Below are 13,361 nucleotides of genomic sequence, written 5' to 3' on the forward strand. Positions count from 1 at the left end.
GACGCCAATCCCGGCCCAGGCAGCTGCCTCGGCGCGGTGATCATGGGATCGCACAATCACAGTGGTCTGTAAGGAAAGTTCTCAACTGCACACCGGCACGCCAGGTGATTCCAGTTCTGTGCCCTCCAGCACTCGGCGGCTGTGTCGCCCATCACCGATGGCGCATATCGCCGCCCACGCCGACCGTGCACATGACGACTCAAGAGCGGCGCCGCCATGGCAATTCCGTCACCCGGCGCACGCGGGCCGGAATGTGTCACCGATGAAGGCAGAGGGTTCCATCCCAACGCTGTTCCACCGCCCCGGGCAGGCGTAGTCTCGGCCCGTTGCCGTGCCCATCCACTCTGGAGTGCCACCATGCCGCTCGCCCGTATCGATCTTCGCAAAGGTAAATCCGCCGACTACCTGCAACGCGTCGGCGAAACCATCTACCAGACCATGCGCGCGGTGGGCGTGCCGGAAAACGATCGCTTCCAGATCTTCCAGGAACACGCGCCGGGCACGCTGATCTACGACCCCGGCTACCTGGGCGTGGACCGCACCGATGACTTCATCTGCATCCAGATCACCTGGAACGAGGGGCGCACGTTGGAGCAGAAGAAGGCGCTGTACGTCGGCATCGCCGATGGACTGCACGCGGCGGTGGGTATCCGCCGCGAGGATGTGTTCATCAATCTGGTGGAAGTGAAGAAGGAGAACTGGTCGTTCGGGAACGGGCAGGCGCAGTACGTGAGTTGATGCGGGAACGGCGTCTGCGCCTGACGCGGTTTGCTCAGGCCATGCGCGGCGATGCCTGCTGTTGTGCCTGTTGTTCGTCCTGCGCCAGCCGGCTTGCGTCGCGGGATTGCTGCTGCACGTTGGCCTGCTGATACAGCGTATCCGCGTCGCCCTGCTGCGTATCGAGCAGGGACAGGCGCTGGCGATTGGCGGCAGGGTCCGGCGAGGCGGTGTCGCCGCTGCGATGCAGGAATACGTAGCCGGGTACCTCGGCGGTGCTGTTTGAACTGAATGCCACGTGCAGCGTGTCCTTTTCGCTGAAGCCGGCCTGCACCGCCGCGTGGGTCAGATGGCCGGCCAGTCGTTCGTGCTCCTGCCCGGCAGGCAGTCCGCGCTGTTCGCCGGTCTGGGCGAGCGCAGCACGCACCTTCTGGTCCAAGGCGTAAAGGCTATGCCCCGGCGTGCGCGCATCCGCAGCCAGACGCTCGCCCAAGGAGCCATCAATGCCATCGGTTTCGCTGAGCAGACGCTGCTTCAAGCTGCGCTCGGGCAGGGGAAGAGTGGTGGTGCGGTTGAGTTCGCTGTTGGGGAAAGGAGGCTCAATGCTGTCCACGCCATGGATGTTGCGCAGCGGACGATAGCCGTCCTTGCCCTGTGACTGGACGCCCAGCGGAATGCGGACGTCTGGCAGCAATTGGCCAACAGGGCCGCCGATGCTGTTCACGTCCAGGCTCTGCTTGCGCTGGATACCAGCATGATTCAATGCGCCCCAGGTGAAGTCCACGCAGTTGTGACGCACGTCGGCATAGTGCTTGCTGAAGCCGTGCGCTACTGGATCGTCGCCGAACGCTTTGAGCTTGTTGTACTGTGCTTCGGTGATTTCCAGAGAGCGCGTGTAATGCGGGTTCTTATAGGTCTTTGCATCGTTGACTACGATGTCACCTGGGCCGTTCATGCTGCCGTGCTCGATCGGTGCAAAGCCGTAGCTTGCCGGATCCTTTCCCGGTGCTCGAAGGACGTAGAACATGTGTCCCGGCCCGGACGTCTGCGCCGAGCCATCAGGATTGCGCAGCGGTTGCTGCGTAACGGGGTGGAGAAGAGGTGTTCCCGGTGCCGCAATGACGATATCGACGATGTAGCGTGGCTTGTCCATCGGCGTGGTGATCCTCCTGGAAGGTGTACGAAGGCGCTGCGCTACTTGGCGAGCGGACGCGATTCGTGAATCAGTATCCTGGCGCTTGCGCCACGAAGTGGTGCGATGTCTTCAACCGTGCTGATCTGTACGCGGTAGCGACTTTGCGCCTGCAACGGCAGCAGCGCGACATGGAGTCGATAGGCCCCATCGCTGCCTCGTTGGGTCTGGGCGTAGTTCAGACCCTTACCGCGGTGCCAGTCTGGCAGTGGCTGGCCAGATTGCGACTGTGCGATCTGGTAGGCGTCGGGGCTTGCCAGCGACTGCCAAGTGCCGCCGGACCATTGCTGAAGTCCAACGCGTAAAGGAATGTGCAGGTCGCGCGGAGAAGCAGCATCTGGCGATGAGGAAACGTGCTGCAGATCCAGCTCCACCGCATATGTACGGTAGCTGGCAAAATTGCGCGCCGTGGTCTCGAACTCGAACTGCAGCTGCTGGCCGGGCGTGTCCACGGCGATGGGCTGTGAGAGTTCCAGCGGCTCTGGCGGTGGGGGCGGCCCCTTGTCGGCGCAGGCGGCAAGCAGCGCGGTCAGGCCGAGCAGGCTGACGCGCAGCCGGCGTGTGATGCGGGTGGTCATGCGGATCCCTCTGGCTCCTTGCCGTTGCCATCTGAACCCTAACGTTGGCGAGGCGGTGCCTGCAAGCGCCGGGACCGCGGTGCGGTGCATTCACATGTCACCGCTGGAGGCGAGCCCCTGCGTCACCGTGTCGCAGGGGACAAACCCTGAACGGGGGCCAAGGTTGACCGTGGCCCCGTAGAATGGCGGCGTGCGCCGTTCTGCTCTCCACCGCCGGTTCCAGGCCCTGGCATGGCTTGCCATGCTGCTGGTGCTGCTCGCCCCGCTGGTGAGCCGCTGGCTGGCGCATGGTCACGTGGCTGCCGCTGCGCCGGTGGCGGCGATGGACCACGCAATGCACGCAGAGCATGCGCAGCACGCGATGGACGGGCACCACGACCATCACGCGATGGCGATGCCGCACGGCGAGGCCGCAAAGAAGCCGGCCGTCGATCCACACGCCGATCATGAGATGGGTGTGGACTGCGATTACTGCCTGATCGCTGCACGGCTGATCACCCTGCTGGTGGCGGCAGTGCTGCTGTTGGCGCCGATGGCACCGGTGTGCCGCGCGCTGCGCGGTGCGGTGCGGGCGTTGCCGCAACGGATCAGCGGCACATTGGGAGCGCGTGGGCCGCCGGCACTGATGGCTGCCTGAGCCGCACGCGCGTTGCATTGAACATTTTTCCATGAGGTTGCCGGCCACGGCCGGTGCCCGCACGCGCGTGTTTGTCCCTTTCTGATTGCTGCCCTGCCATTGCGGGGTGGCCTTGCATGCCGTGAACAAATGAAAACGAACCCCAACTCCGCGCACCTGCGCCGGGCGACGCTGCCTGTCCTGTGCGCGTTGCTCATGCACGCCGCGCCCCTGCTTGCCGCTGATGCGGCACCACCGACCACGCTGGATACCGTGCGGGTGGTCGATACCCGCAGCGGCGAGCTGTCTTCCACCGCCAGCGCAGGCTCTGCGTTGGGCCTGAGCGTGCTGCAGACACCGGCCAGCCTGACGGTGATTTCGCGCGAACAACTGGAGCAGCGTGGCGACAGCAACCTCAACGATGCGATCAGCCGGGCAGGTGCGATCAGTGCGATGCCGCACCCGGGCAACGGCCTGAGTGCGCTGTCCAGCCGCGGCTTCACCGATGGCGCTTCGGTGATGCGCCTGTACGACGGGCTGCGCCAGTACGGTGGCGTGGGTATCACCTTCCCGTTCGATACCTGGTCGATCGAGCGCATCGAAGTGCTGCGCGGCCCGGCCTCGGTCATCCATGGCGACGGTGCGATCGGCGGCGTGATCAACATCGTGCCGAAGAAGCCCACGCGTGGTGCGATCGAGAACGAGATCAGCGTAACCGTGGGCAGCGAGGACACCGCGCGCCTGGGCTTCGGCAGCGGTGGCGCGCTGACGCCCGAGCTGGCCTACCGGCTGGACGTGAGTGGCAACTACAGCGGTGGCTGGGTCGATCGTGGGCGCAACAGTGACGCGACATTCTCCGGTGCGTTGCTGTGGCAGCCGCGCGCGGACCTGCAGCTGACCCTCACCCATGCGCAGGGCTACCAGCAACCGATGCGCTACTTCGGCACGCCGCTGGTCGAGGGCCGCCAGCTGGAGGCGCTGCGCCACCGCAACTACAACGTGGACGACAGCCAGATCCGCTATCGCGACCGCTGGACCCAGCTCGATGCGCTGTGGACGCCGAACGCGAACGTGGAATGGCGCACGCGCCTCTACCAGATCGACAGCCAGCGCGATTGGCGCAATGCCGAAGCCTATGTCTACAGTCGCGCTACCGGCTTGATCGATCGCTCGGGAAACACCGAGATCGCCCACAACCAGGACCAGACCGGGCTGACCTCGACGCTGCGTGTGCAGGGAACCGCGGGTGGCCTGCAGAACAGCTTCGCGGTGGGCCTGGACGCCAACCGCGCGCACTTCAAGCACACCAACAACACCTATGCCGGCAGTTCGGGCCCGGTCGATCCGTTCGAACCGGTGCCGGGCCAGTTCGTCAGCGACGCGCCGAACCTGCCGCGCTACCGCAATCGTGCCGAGCAGTACGCGCTGTTCGCGGAAGACCGGTTGGCGCTGAGCGAGCGCTGGTCGGTGCTGGGTGGGCTGCGCCACGACCGCGCGCGCATCGACCGTACCGATCTGATCAGCGGCCAGAATGCGTTCTCGAAGACCTACAGCAGCACCGGCTGGCGTGCAGGCACGGTATTCGCGCTGCAGCCGACGCTGAGCCTGTATGCGCAGTACTCGCAGGCGGCGGACCCGGTCAGTGGCCTGCTGATGATCAGCCCGGCCAACGGTGCCTTCGACCTGGCCAAGGGCCGGCAGATCGAGGTGGGCCTGAAGCAGGCCTTCGATGGCGGCGAGTGGACGCTGGCGGCGTATCGCATCCGCAAGACCGGGCTGCTCAGCCGCGATCCGCTGGTGCCGGACCGCCGCGTGCAGATGGGCGCGCAGACCTCGCGTGGTATCGAGGCGTCGTTGAACTGGAACGTCGCGCCGCACTGGACGTTGGATGCCAACGCCACGGTGCTGAAGGCCGAGTTCGAGGACTTCCTGGAGACCACCGGTTCGCCGCCGATGCTGGTCTCGCGCGATGGCAACGTGCCGCCGAACGTGGCCGAACGCCTGGCCAATGTGTGGTTGAGCTGGCAGTTCGCACCGGACTGGAGCGCGGCGGGTGGCGTTCGCTATGTCGGCAAGCGCTACGCAGACAATGCCAACACGCTGGAGTTGCCCAGCTACAGCACCACTGATCTGGGGCTGACCTGGCAGGCAGCACCGCGCACGCGATTGTCAGCGCGCCTGTTCAACGTATTCGACAAGGCGTACTACGCCACCGCGTACTACACCAGCACGCAGTGGCTGCTGGGCGCGGATCGTCGCGTCGAGTTCACCGTCGACCATCGCTTCTGAGGACGCGCACCATGTCGCTGCGATCCACTGCCAAGCGCTGGACCTACCTGGTGCACCGTTGGCTCGGCATCGGCGGATGCCTGCTGATGCTGTTGTGGTTCGTCAGCGGCATGGTGATGTTGTTCATCGGCTACCCGAAGCTGACGCCCGGTGAACGTCTGGCGGCATTGCCGGTGCTGCCGGAGGCCCGCGATCTGCGCGGGCTGTCGGTGCTGCCTGCAGCCGTGCAGGCCGAGCCGGAGACCGTGGCACTGACCACGCTGCGTGGCCAGCCTGCGTATGTGGTGCGCACGGGAAGCAACGTGGGGGCGTGGTCAGCCGTCACCGGCCACGCCCTGCTGCCCGTATCGGCACAGCGCGCCGAAGCGTCAGCGGCACAGTTTGCTGGCGGCCCGGCCTTTGTCGGTGCAATGCGCGTGGAAGAGGACCGTTGGACGCATTCGCGCGCGCTGGACGCGCACCGGCCGCTGTACCGGGTGGAGGTGGGGGGCGCACAGCCCGGTGACCTGTATGTGTCCTCGCGCACCGGTGAAGTGGTGCTGGACGCACCGCACGTGCAGCAGCGCTGGAACTATGTGGGGGCCTGGCTGCACTGGCTGTATTTCCTGCGCATGCAGTCGGTGGATCCGGTATGGACGTGGGTGGTGATCGTGCTGTCCGCGCTGTGCACGGTGGCGGCGGTCAGCGGCATCGTGGTGGGCGTGTGGCGCTGGCGTTTCCGCGGGCGCTACCGCTCCGGTGCGAAGACGCCGTACGTCGAACCGTGGATGCGCTGGCACCATCTGATCGGACTGATGGCTGCGGCCTTCGTGTTCACTTGGATCTTCAGCGGGCTGATGTCGATGAATCCGCTGGGGGTCTTCAGCAGCACGCGTGAAGCGATCGACAGCGGGCGCTATCGTGGCGGCGTGGTGGCGGTGGATGGCGCGTTGGGTGAGCCGGCGAAGCTTCTGGCGGTGGCCGGTGCTGAGCGCTTCCAACCGGTCGAGATCCAGTGGCGCCGCATCGGAGGCGAGCTGTTCGCGGTGCTGCTGGATGGGAAAGGCGATACCCGCATCGTGTCCGGCAACGATGGGCATCTGCAGGTTGCGCGGTTGCTGCCGGCCGCGTGGCTGCAGCAGAAGGTGCGTGCGCTGTCCGCTGCGCCGATGCAGGGCTTCGTGGTGCAGCGTGCAGCGGACGCCTACTTCTATCCGCGTGCACCGGAAGCCATGAACGGGGCGGCGGTACGGCGCTTCCCAGTGGCGGTGGCGGATTTCGGCGATGCCGAGGCCACGCGCGTCTACCTCGACCTGGCCACCGGCGATCCGTTGCTGACGATGGGGCACCGTGAGCGCGTGGGGCGCTGGCTGTTCTACTTCCTGCACAGCTGGGACCTGCCGTCGATGCTGCGCCAGGAAGGTGCCCGGCTGGCGGTGTTGCTGCTGCTGAGCGCTGCTGGCACCGCGCTGTGTGCCACGGCGACGGTGATCGGCTATCGGCGATTGCGGATGAAGCTGCGGCACAGGCGGCGCTGAGGCCCTGGGCTACATCCGCAGCCAACGTGTGGACACGGCCACCAGCAACAAGGCCGTGGCCACGCCGATGAACGCAGCGATCAGGCCGAAGTGGTTGGCAGCAAAACCGATCAGTGCTGGGCCAGCAAGGATGCCGGCAAAGCCCAGCGTGGAAACGGCGGTGATTGCCAATGCGCCGGGCATGCGGGTCTGGTGGCCGGCCAGCGAGAACAGTGCCGGTGCGATGTTGGCGCAACCGAGGCCGACCAGCACATAGCCCACCAGCGACGCCTGCCACGGCGTGACCAGGGTCAGCACCAGCACTCCCGCGGCGGCGAGCAGCGCGCCGAACACGATCGCGCGCTCACGGCCTACGCGCTCCACCAGTGCGTCGCCGAACAAGCGCGCCACGGTCATGGTCAGGGTGAAGGTTACATAGCCGATACCGGCGAGGCTGGCATCGACGCGACGCACATCGCTGAGGAAGACCGCGCTCCAGTCCAGCATCGCGCCTTCACCGAGGAAGGCGACGAACGCCAGCACGCCGATGAACAGCACGATGCCGTGCGGCAGGGCCAACATCGGTGTGTCGTGCGGCATGCGTTCGCTGTGCCAGTACGCCGCCGACAGCAGCATCACCAGCAGCATGGCGCCAACGCCGATCAGCACCGATGCCAGTGGCGGCAGCTGTGCGGACAACAGCACGGTCATGGTGGCCGCGCCGAGGAAGCCGCCGATGCTGAAGAAGGCATGGAAGCCGGACATCATCACCCGCCGTGCTTCGCGCTCGACGATGACGGCCTGCACGTTCATCGTGCAGTCCATTGCGCCCACGGCGGCGCCGAACACGAACAGCACCAGCCCCAGTGACCAGGCCGAACCGGCCAGCGCCAGGCCGGGCACGGTCAGGCAGATCAGCAGGCTGCTGGCCACCATCACCCGGCGGCAACCGAGGCGCGCGGCCAGCACGCCGGACAAGGGCATCGCCAGCAGCGAACCGGCACCGAGGCAGAGCAGCACCAGCCCCAGCGTAGCGTCGTTGATCTCGGTGCGTGCTTTGGCGAATGGCACCAGGGTGGCCCACAACGCAGTGGCGAAGCCGGGAATGAAGAACGCAGCGCGGGTCGCGTGCTGTTCGGCACGCGCGCGGTTGGCAAGGGACATGGCGGTACGGTCAGGGCGGAGTGGGGTGTACCGCGATGCCGGCTGCGCGGAAGCGCGCGGCCAGCGCCGGCGGGGCCGAGGTGGTCAGCACCAGATCGTCGATTTCATCGAGGCTGGCGATCTGCCAGTTGCCGCGGGCACCGAGCTTTTCAGTGGTGGCGGCGACGATGACGCGGCTGCTGCAGGCCACCATCGCGCGTTTCAGCGTGGCTTCTTCCGCATCCATTGCCCAGACGCCGGTGTCGCCGTCCACCGCGCAGGGGCCGGGCAGGTATACGTCGGCGCGCAGGCGCTGCACCTGCGCCAACGCTTCAGCGCCGACCGCGCCGCCACCGCTGGCCAGGCGGCCGCCGATCAGCTGCACCGAGGTGCCTTCAAGCATGCTGGCGGCGGTGGCGATCTGCGGAGCATTGGTGATCACCGTCAGGCCGAGAGCGGTCGGCAGCTGCTGGGCGATCGCCAGGTTGGTCGACCCGGCGTCGAGCAGTACGACCTGGCCGGGCTGCAGCAGCGTGCAGACGCGGGCGGCCAGCTCGGCCTTGTCGCCGCGGTCGCGGGTCAGTCGCTCGCGTAGCGGGCGTTCCTTGGGGGGCGGCAGCACGGCGCCGCCGTAGACACGCTGGCACAGGCCTTGGGCGGCCAGCTCGCGCAGATCGCGGCGGATCGAATCTTCGGAGACGGCATAGCGGCGCGCCAGTTCGGCGGCGACCACGCGGCCCTGCTGGCGCAGTTCCTCGAGGATCTGCAGGGTGCGCTGGGCGGGGAGGGGGCTGGGATCGGAGCTCATGACGCAAGTCTGCACGTTCGTGCATTATCGTGCAACAACGTGCATTGGGCGGGCGTGGCCACAGATCGGCTGGACTGTCGGTGAACCCAACCGCGCCAGCGTCTATGGATCGCCCTCGCGGCCCGGCATCATGGCGGGGCACCTGGCATGGAATCCACGATGTCCCCCACCGTTCACCGCAAGCTGCGCATCGGCGCGGACCAGTACACCGGCCAGAAAGTGGTCGACCAGCAGTTCTACGAATGCGATTTCTCCGGCGCTGACCTCACCGCCACCGAGTTCATCAACTGCAGCTTCTATGACGCTGAAAACCGCGCCGGTTGCCGCTTCAATGGCGCCACATTGAAGGAAGCCAGCTTCCGTAGTTGCGACATCAGCATGTGCCACTTCAGTTTCATCAAGGCGCTGGGCCTGGAGATCAGTGAGTGCCGTGCGCAGGGCGCGGACTTCAGCAACGCCAGCTTCATGAACCAGATCACCACGCGCAGCTGGTTCTGCAGTGCCTTCATCAAGAAGTCGAACCTGCGCTACGCCAATTTCTCGCGGGTGACATTGGAGAAGTGCGAACTGTGGGAAAACCGCTGGGATGGCGCGAATGTGAGCGGTGCCAGCTTCGCCGGTTCGGACCTGTCCGGTGGCCAGTTCGAGGGGATCGACTGGAACAGTGCCAACTTCACCGACTGCAACCTGACCAACTCGGAGCTGGGCGAGTTGGACCTGCGCAGCACCAATCTGCGTGGCGCCACGCTGGATGTGCAGCAGGTGGCGCTGTTGATGCAGCGCATCGGCATTACCGTGGTGCCGTAGGCATCATCCGGCGTACGCCACCCAGCCCTTGAAGCTGAAGCCGGCGTAGAACAGCTCCACGTTGTCGAAGCCGGCCTCCTGCAGTAGCACAACCTCCTGCTCCGGCGACAGCAACGGCAACCGTTCGGCAATGGCGTCGATCGCGCGCTGCGCATCGGCGTGGGCAACCCCCGAGGCTTCGGCGAACGCCGCGTAGCGCTGCAACCAGCGCAGCTTGCCGGCCGGGTCCTGTGGCACGCTGTGGTGCGCCACCACCAGCGGCGCGCCGGGTTGCAGGCGCCGGTGCAGTTCGCGCAGCGTGTGCAGGCGCTGCCCGGCATCGAGGAAGTGCAGGGTCAGCAGGCAGCTGGCACCGTCGAAGCGCGCATCGGGTGCATCGTCGATATAGCCTTCCAGCAGCTGCACGCGCGACATCAGCGGACCCAGTGTCTGCTCGGCCAGGGCCAGCATCGGCGCGGCCGGGTCGACCCCCAGCAGCTGCCAGCCCGGCTGCGCCTCGGCGAAGGCCTTCAGTTCCAACCCGCCACCGGCACCCAGCACCAGCACGCGGCCCTGAGCGGGAACACGTTCGGCCAGCAGCAGCCGGCTCATCTGCTGCAGGGCGAGGAAGCCGGGCACCTGGCGCAGCGGTGCTTCGGCATAGCGGGCCACCGCCTGCGGATCGGAGAACGTGGACATGCGCGGATTCCTGCAGCGGGGGACATACCACTGTAGCGCGGCGCGCAAGAGGCATTGCGCGCCGGCGCTGCTTTGCCTAAGGTGTGCGCCTGTCTGGAGCTGAAGGACACAGCGAATGGAACATCGCCCACCTCCAATGCCCTCGACCGAGGCCTTCGAGCTCGCGTTGTCGTTGCTTGGCCGGGAAGACGTCGATGAGGAACAGGCCGAGCGGGACCTGGTCGCGCGTGGCGTGGCCCGCGGGTTGGTGATCCGTCTGCTGATCTGGCTGCCGGAAGCGTTTGCCATGGCCCTGATCGCGCATATGGAACTGGGAGTGCGTTTGCCGCATACATTCACCGCGCGCGATGGGCAGGGCGTCCTGCATGAACTGCCGCTGGACTGCGAGCCGATATTGGCGGAGGGTCTCGAGCGTGCATTGAAGATGTACCACCAGGGACCACGTGGCGCATTCAAGGCGATCTGCCAACGCAGTTCGTCGCTCAACGCCATCAACAATGCCCTGAACGCAGGCGCCGATCTGAAGGGTGCGATGCTCTCGGGGCCGGAGTTGATGGAAATTCCAGCGGAAACCTACCTGCGGGGCGACTGAGCGTGGACGCTGCCTGGTCGGTGCTCGGCTCAGCGCAGTTCCCGCGCCAATACCTGCCAGATCCTCGGGTCCTGGCACTGCGAAACGTTGAAACGTACATAGTCAGTCGCGCGCTGCGATTGGCTGAACGCGTTGCCCGGCGCCAGCACGATGCCCTCGCGCAGGCATTGCCGGGCCAGTGCGGCGGCATCGCGGCCATCGGGTAGCTGGCACCACAGGAACAGCCCGGCTTCCGGCTGCAGCCACGGCCTGATGCCCAGCGTCTGCAGCTTGCGCAGCGTGTGCCGGCGCGCATCGGCCAGGCGCGAACGCACCGATTGCATGTGGCGGCGGTATCCACTGTCGGTCAGCGCGATGTGCATCAACTGCATCGCCAGATGGCCGCCGCCGAAGCTGGTGGCCAGTTTCAGGTCGGTCAGCGCCTCGATCCAGTCATGGCGCGCAGCGATGTAGCCACAGCGCGAAGCCGCCGACAGCGTCTTGGAGAAGCTGCCGACGTGGATCACCCGCGACAGTCCATCGAGCGCGGCCAGCCGCGGTGCAGGCTGCAGTTCGAAGTCGGCGAAGATGTCGTCCTCGACGATGATCAGTTCATTGCGTTCGGCCAGGCCCAGCAGGCGGTGCGCGGTGCTGGCGGAAAGCACCGCGCCGGTCGGGTTGTGCAGGCCTGAGTTGGTGATGTACAGCCGCGGCGCATGCGCCTGAACTGCCTGCGCGAACGCCTCCAGGTCCGGGCCGCTGTGCGTGTACGGCACGCCGATAGCCTGCACCTGGTGCGCCTTCAGCAACGCGTGGTAGTTGAAGTAGCTCGGGTCATCCACCAGCACGCAGTCGCCGGGCTTGAGCAGGAAACGGCAGAGCAGATCGACCGCGTGCGTACCGGATTCGGTCAGCAGGATCTGCTCCATCGGCGCATCGATGCCCAGCGCCGCGCTGCGCCGTTGCAGCAGCTGGCGCAATGCGGGCAGCCCGAGCGGGCCGGCGTAGTCGACCAGCTGTGATGCATCGGCACGCGCCAGCCGACGCAGGCCGCGGCGCACGCCATCGTGGTACAGCCAATCGCTGGGCATCCAGCCGCAGCCCGGCTTGAGATGGCCGGCCGGTGTTTCCAGCGATTGCCGCGACACCCACAGCGGGTCCACGGCGCGATCCAGCCGGGGTTCCATTTCAGCCAGCGCCAGCGGTGCGGCCGGCCCACTGACGTAGAAGCCGGATCCTGCGCGCGCACTGATCAGGCCTTCGGCGGCCAGGCGCTCGTAGGCTTCGACCACGGTCGAGACCGACACCCCCATCGCCGCCGCCTGCGCACGTACCGAAGGCAGGCGCGAGCCGGGGCCATCCACCCGCGCACCGATGCGGGCGCGGACGGTCTGGATGACCGATTCAATGCGGGTGAGCGAACGTGGCATGGCGGAACCGTAGTGGAAGTGTGGGCGGTACAGTTACTTGCGACTGTACTGGATTGTAGCTGGGGTCGTTCCGCGCTGGATGCTTCCATACAGGTCCAGCCGGGCATCGTCCGGCACCTTCAGGAGTACAGGCGTGGAACGGTCGGCGAGTGGTTGGATCAATGGCTTCATCGGTGTAGTGATCTTCGCGGGCTCCCTGCCGGCCACCCGCTTGGCGGTGCTGCAGCTGGACGCCGGATTCGTCACTGCTGCACGCGCGACCATTGCCGCCGTGCTCGGCCTTGGCCTGCTCCTTCTGCTGCGCCAGCCGTGGCCTCGGCGCAATGACCTGCCGGGGCTGGCGGTGGTCAGCCTGGGGGTGGTGGTCGGCTTTCCGCTGTTGACCGCGCTCGCGCTGCGGCATGCGTCATCGGCACACACCATCGTGTTCCTCGGCCTGCTGCCACTGAGCACTGCGGTGTTCGGCGTGCTGCGCGGCGGCGATCGACCGCGCCCGGCGTTCTGGTTGTTCTCGCTGCTGGGCAGTGCCTGCGTGGTCGGCTATGCGGTGCGCAACGGCATCGAGGCCTCGCTGCAGGCTGACCTGCTGATGCTGGCGGCGATCGTGGTGTGTGGGCTCGGCTATGCCGAAGGTGGTCGACTTGCCCGCCACCTTGGCGGTTGGCAGGTGATCAGCTGGGCGCTGCTGCTGGCGTTGCCGGTGATGCTGCCGCTGACAGTGCTGATGCGCCCGGCCTCGTTCACCGCGGTCGGTGCGTCGGCGTGGTGGGCGCTGGGCTACGTGGCGGTGTTCAGCATGCTGATCGGCTTCCTGTTCTGGTACCGCGGGCTGGCCCAGGGCGGCATCGCCGCTGTTGGCCAGCTGCAGTTGCTGCAGCCGTTCTTCGGCCTGGCCCTGGCCGCGCTGCTGCTGCACGAATCGGTCAGCCTCAGCATGGTGCTGGTGACCGTGGTCGCGGTGATCTGCGTGGCAGGCGCGCGCCGCTTCAGCCGCTGAGCGAAAAAGGGGACGGAGGGGATTAAGTCGTAATCGGCC

General features: G+C 66.6%; 13 protein-coding genes. 7 read left to right on the top strand and 6 right to left on the bottom strand.

Annotation, left to right across the window (positions count from 1 at the left end; genetic code table 11):
- The first annotated feature begins 357 nt into the window (after positions 1 to 357).
- Positions 358 to 738, top strand: coding sequence for a tautomerase family protein (locus tag ACZK5G_RS05115; RefSeq protein WP_478465514.1), 381 nt, complete (start codon positions 358 to 360; stop codon positions 736 to 738).
- A 34-nt stretch (positions 739 to 772) separates the two neighbouring features.
- On the opposite strand, the gene ACZK5G_RS05120 is transcribed toward ACZK5G_RS05115, so the two are convergent.
- Together ACZK5G_RS05120 and ACZK5G_RS05125 are read right to left on the bottom strand one after the other, a co-directional pair.
- Positions 773 to 1,870 (bottom strand): XVIPCD domain-containing protein, encoded by a 1,098-nt coding sequence (locus ACZK5G_RS05120; RefSeq protein ID WP_478465516.1) that lies wholly within the window; start codon positions 1,868 to 1,870, stop codon positions 773 to 775.
- Between the two features lie 41 nt (positions 1,871 to 1,911).
- Positions 1,912 to 2,487, bottom strand: a complete 576-nt coding sequence (locus tag ACZK5G_RS05125) for a hypothetical protein (protein ID WP_478465517.1) — start codon at positions 2,485 to 2,487, stop codon at positions 1,912 to 1,914.
- A 241-nt stretch (positions 2,488 to 2,728) separates the two neighbouring features.
- Between ACZK5G_RS05125 and ACZK5G_RS05130 the strand changes: the two genes are divergently transcribed.
- The 3 genes from ACZK5G_RS05130 (at position 2,729) to ACZK5G_RS05140 (ending at position 6,909) form a co-directional block, all read left to right on the top strand.
- Complete coding sequence (locus ACZK5G_RS05130) at positions 2,729 to 3,124, top strand: DUF2946 family protein (RefSeq protein WP_478466485.1); 396 nt, start codon at positions 2,729 to 2,731, stop codon at positions 3,122 to 3,124.
- Between the two features lie 129 nt (positions 3,125 to 3,253).
- Positions 3,254 to 5,392, top strand: coding sequence for a TonB-dependent receptor (locus ACZK5G_RS05135; protein ID WP_478465518.1), 2,139 nt, complete (start codon positions 3,254 to 3,256; stop codon positions 5,390 to 5,392).
- An 11-nt stretch (positions 5,393 to 5,403) separates the two neighbouring features.
- Positions 5,404 to 6,909, top strand: a complete 1,506-nt coding sequence (locus ACZK5G_RS05140) for a PepSY domain-containing protein (RefSeq protein WP_478465520.1) — start codon at positions 5,404 to 5,406, stop codon at positions 6,907 to 6,909.
- Positions 6,910 to 6,918: 9 nt separating this feature from the next.
- Here the strand turns inward: ACZK5G_RS05140 and ACZK5G_RS05145 are convergent, their stop codons facing one another.
- Both ACZK5G_RS05145 and ACZK5G_RS05150 read right to left on the bottom strand, forming a co-directional pair.
- Positions 6,919 to 8,052, bottom strand: a complete 1,134-nt coding sequence (locus ACZK5G_RS05145; RefSeq protein ID WP_478465522.1) for an MFS transporter — start codon at positions 8,050 to 8,052, stop codon at positions 6,919 to 6,921.
- Positions 8,053 to 8,062: 10 nt separating this feature from the next.
- Positions 8,063 to 8,839, bottom strand: a complete 777-nt coding sequence (locus tag ACZK5G_RS05150; RefSeq protein WP_478465523.1) for a DeoR/GlpR family DNA-binding transcription regulator — start codon at positions 8,837 to 8,839, stop codon at positions 8,063 to 8,065.
- A gap of 159 nt (positions 8,840 to 8,998) precedes the next feature.
- Between ACZK5G_RS05150 and smqnr the strand changes: the two genes are divergently transcribed.
- Positions 8,999 to 9,646: a SmQnr family pentapeptide repeat protein gene (gene smqnr / locus ACZK5G_RS05155; RefSeq protein WP_032127748.1), complete on the top strand. Its 648-nt coding sequence runs from the start codon at positions 8,999 to 9,001 to the stop codon at positions 9,644 to 9,646.
- Positions 9,647 to 9,649: 3 nt separating this feature from the next.
- Here the strand turns inward: smqnr and ACZK5G_RS05160 are convergent, their stop codons facing one another.
- Positions 9,650 to 10,324 (bottom strand): class I SAM-dependent methyltransferase, encoded by a 675-nt coding sequence (locus ACZK5G_RS05160; protein ID WP_107431417.1) that lies wholly within the window; start codon positions 10,322 to 10,324, stop codon positions 9,650 to 9,652.
- A gap of 115 nt (positions 10,325 to 10,439) precedes the next feature.
- On the opposite strand from ACZK5G_RS05160, the gene ACZK5G_RS05165 reads away from it, so the two are divergent.
- Positions 10,440 to 10,916 (top strand): hypothetical protein, encoded by a 477-nt coding sequence (locus ACZK5G_RS05165; RefSeq protein ID WP_152593481.1) that lies wholly within the window; start codon positions 10,440 to 10,442, stop codon positions 10,914 to 10,916.
- 29 nt (positions 10,917 to 10,945) lie between these two features.
- On the opposite strand, the gene ACZK5G_RS05170 is transcribed toward ACZK5G_RS05165, so the two are convergent.
- On the bottom strand, positions 10,946 to 12,325 hold the full coding sequence (locus tag ACZK5G_RS05170) for an aminotransferase-like domain-containing protein (protein WP_478465525.1): 1,380 nt from the start codon (positions 12,323 to 12,325) through the stop codon (positions 10,946 to 10,948).
- 133 nt (positions 12,326 to 12,458) lie between these two features.
- On the opposite strand from ACZK5G_RS05170, the gene ACZK5G_RS05175 reads away from it, so the two are divergent.
- Positions 12,459 to 13,322 (top strand): DMT family transporter, encoded by an 864-nt coding sequence (locus ACZK5G_RS05175; protein WP_049400660.1) that lies wholly within the window; start codon positions 12,459 to 12,461, stop codon positions 13,320 to 13,322.
- Positions 13,323 to 13,361: the final 39 nt, after the last annotated feature.

Source organism: Stenotrophomonas sp. 62841_Sma, from assembly GCF_056482945.1.

Excerpts from the sequence above, each read along its gene's own strand:
- ACZK5G_RS05145 (WP_478465522.1), bottom strand. The coding sequence starts at position 8,052 with ATGTCCCTTGCCAACCGCGCGCGTGCCGAACAGCACGCGACCCGCGCT.
- ACZK5G_RS05130 (WP_478466485.1), top strand. The coding sequence starts at position 2,729 with ATGCTGCTGGTGCTGCTCGCCCCGCTGGTGAGCCGCTGGCTGGCGCAT.
- ACZK5G_RS05120 (WP_478465516.1), bottom strand. The coding sequence starts at position 1,870 with ATGGACAAGCCACGCTACATCGTCGATATCGTCATTGCGGCACCGGGA.
- ACZK5G_RS05150 (WP_478465523.1), bottom strand. The coding sequence starts at position 8,839 with ATGAGCTCCGATCCCAGCCCCCTCCCCGCCCAGCGCACCCTGCAGATC.
- ACZK5G_RS05115 (WP_478465514.1), top strand. The coding sequence starts at position 358 with ATGCCGCTCGCCCGTATCGATCTTCGCAAAGGTAAATCCGCCGACTAC.
- ACZK5G_RS05135 (WP_478465518.1), top strand. The coding sequence starts at position 3,254 with ATGAAAACGAACCCCAACTCCGCGCACCTGCGCCGGGCGACGCTGCCT.
- ACZK5G_RS05125 (WP_478465517.1), bottom strand. The coding sequence starts at position 2,487 with ATGACCACCCGCATCACACGCCGGCTGCGCGTCAGCCTGCTCGGCCTG.
- ACZK5G_RS05170 (WP_478465525.1), bottom strand. The coding sequence starts at position 12,325 with ATGCCACGTTCGCTCACCCGCATTGAATCGGTCATCCAGACCGTCCGC.
- ACZK5G_RS05160 (WP_107431417.1), bottom strand. The coding sequence starts at position 10,324 with ATGTCCACGTTCTCCGATCCGCAGGCGGTGGCCCGCTATGCCGAAGCA.
- ACZK5G_RS05140 (WP_478465520.1), top strand. The coding sequence starts at position 5,404 with ATGTCGCTGCGATCCACTGCCAAGCGCTGGACCTACCTGGTGCACCGT.
- ACZK5G_RS05165 (WP_152593481.1), top strand. The coding sequence starts at position 10,440 with ATGGAACATCGCCCACCTCCAATGCCCTCGACCGAGGCCTTCGAGCTC.
- smqnr (WP_032127748.1), top strand. The coding sequence starts at position 8,999 with ATGTCCCCCACCGTTCACCGCAAGCTGCGCATCGGCGCGGACCAGTAC.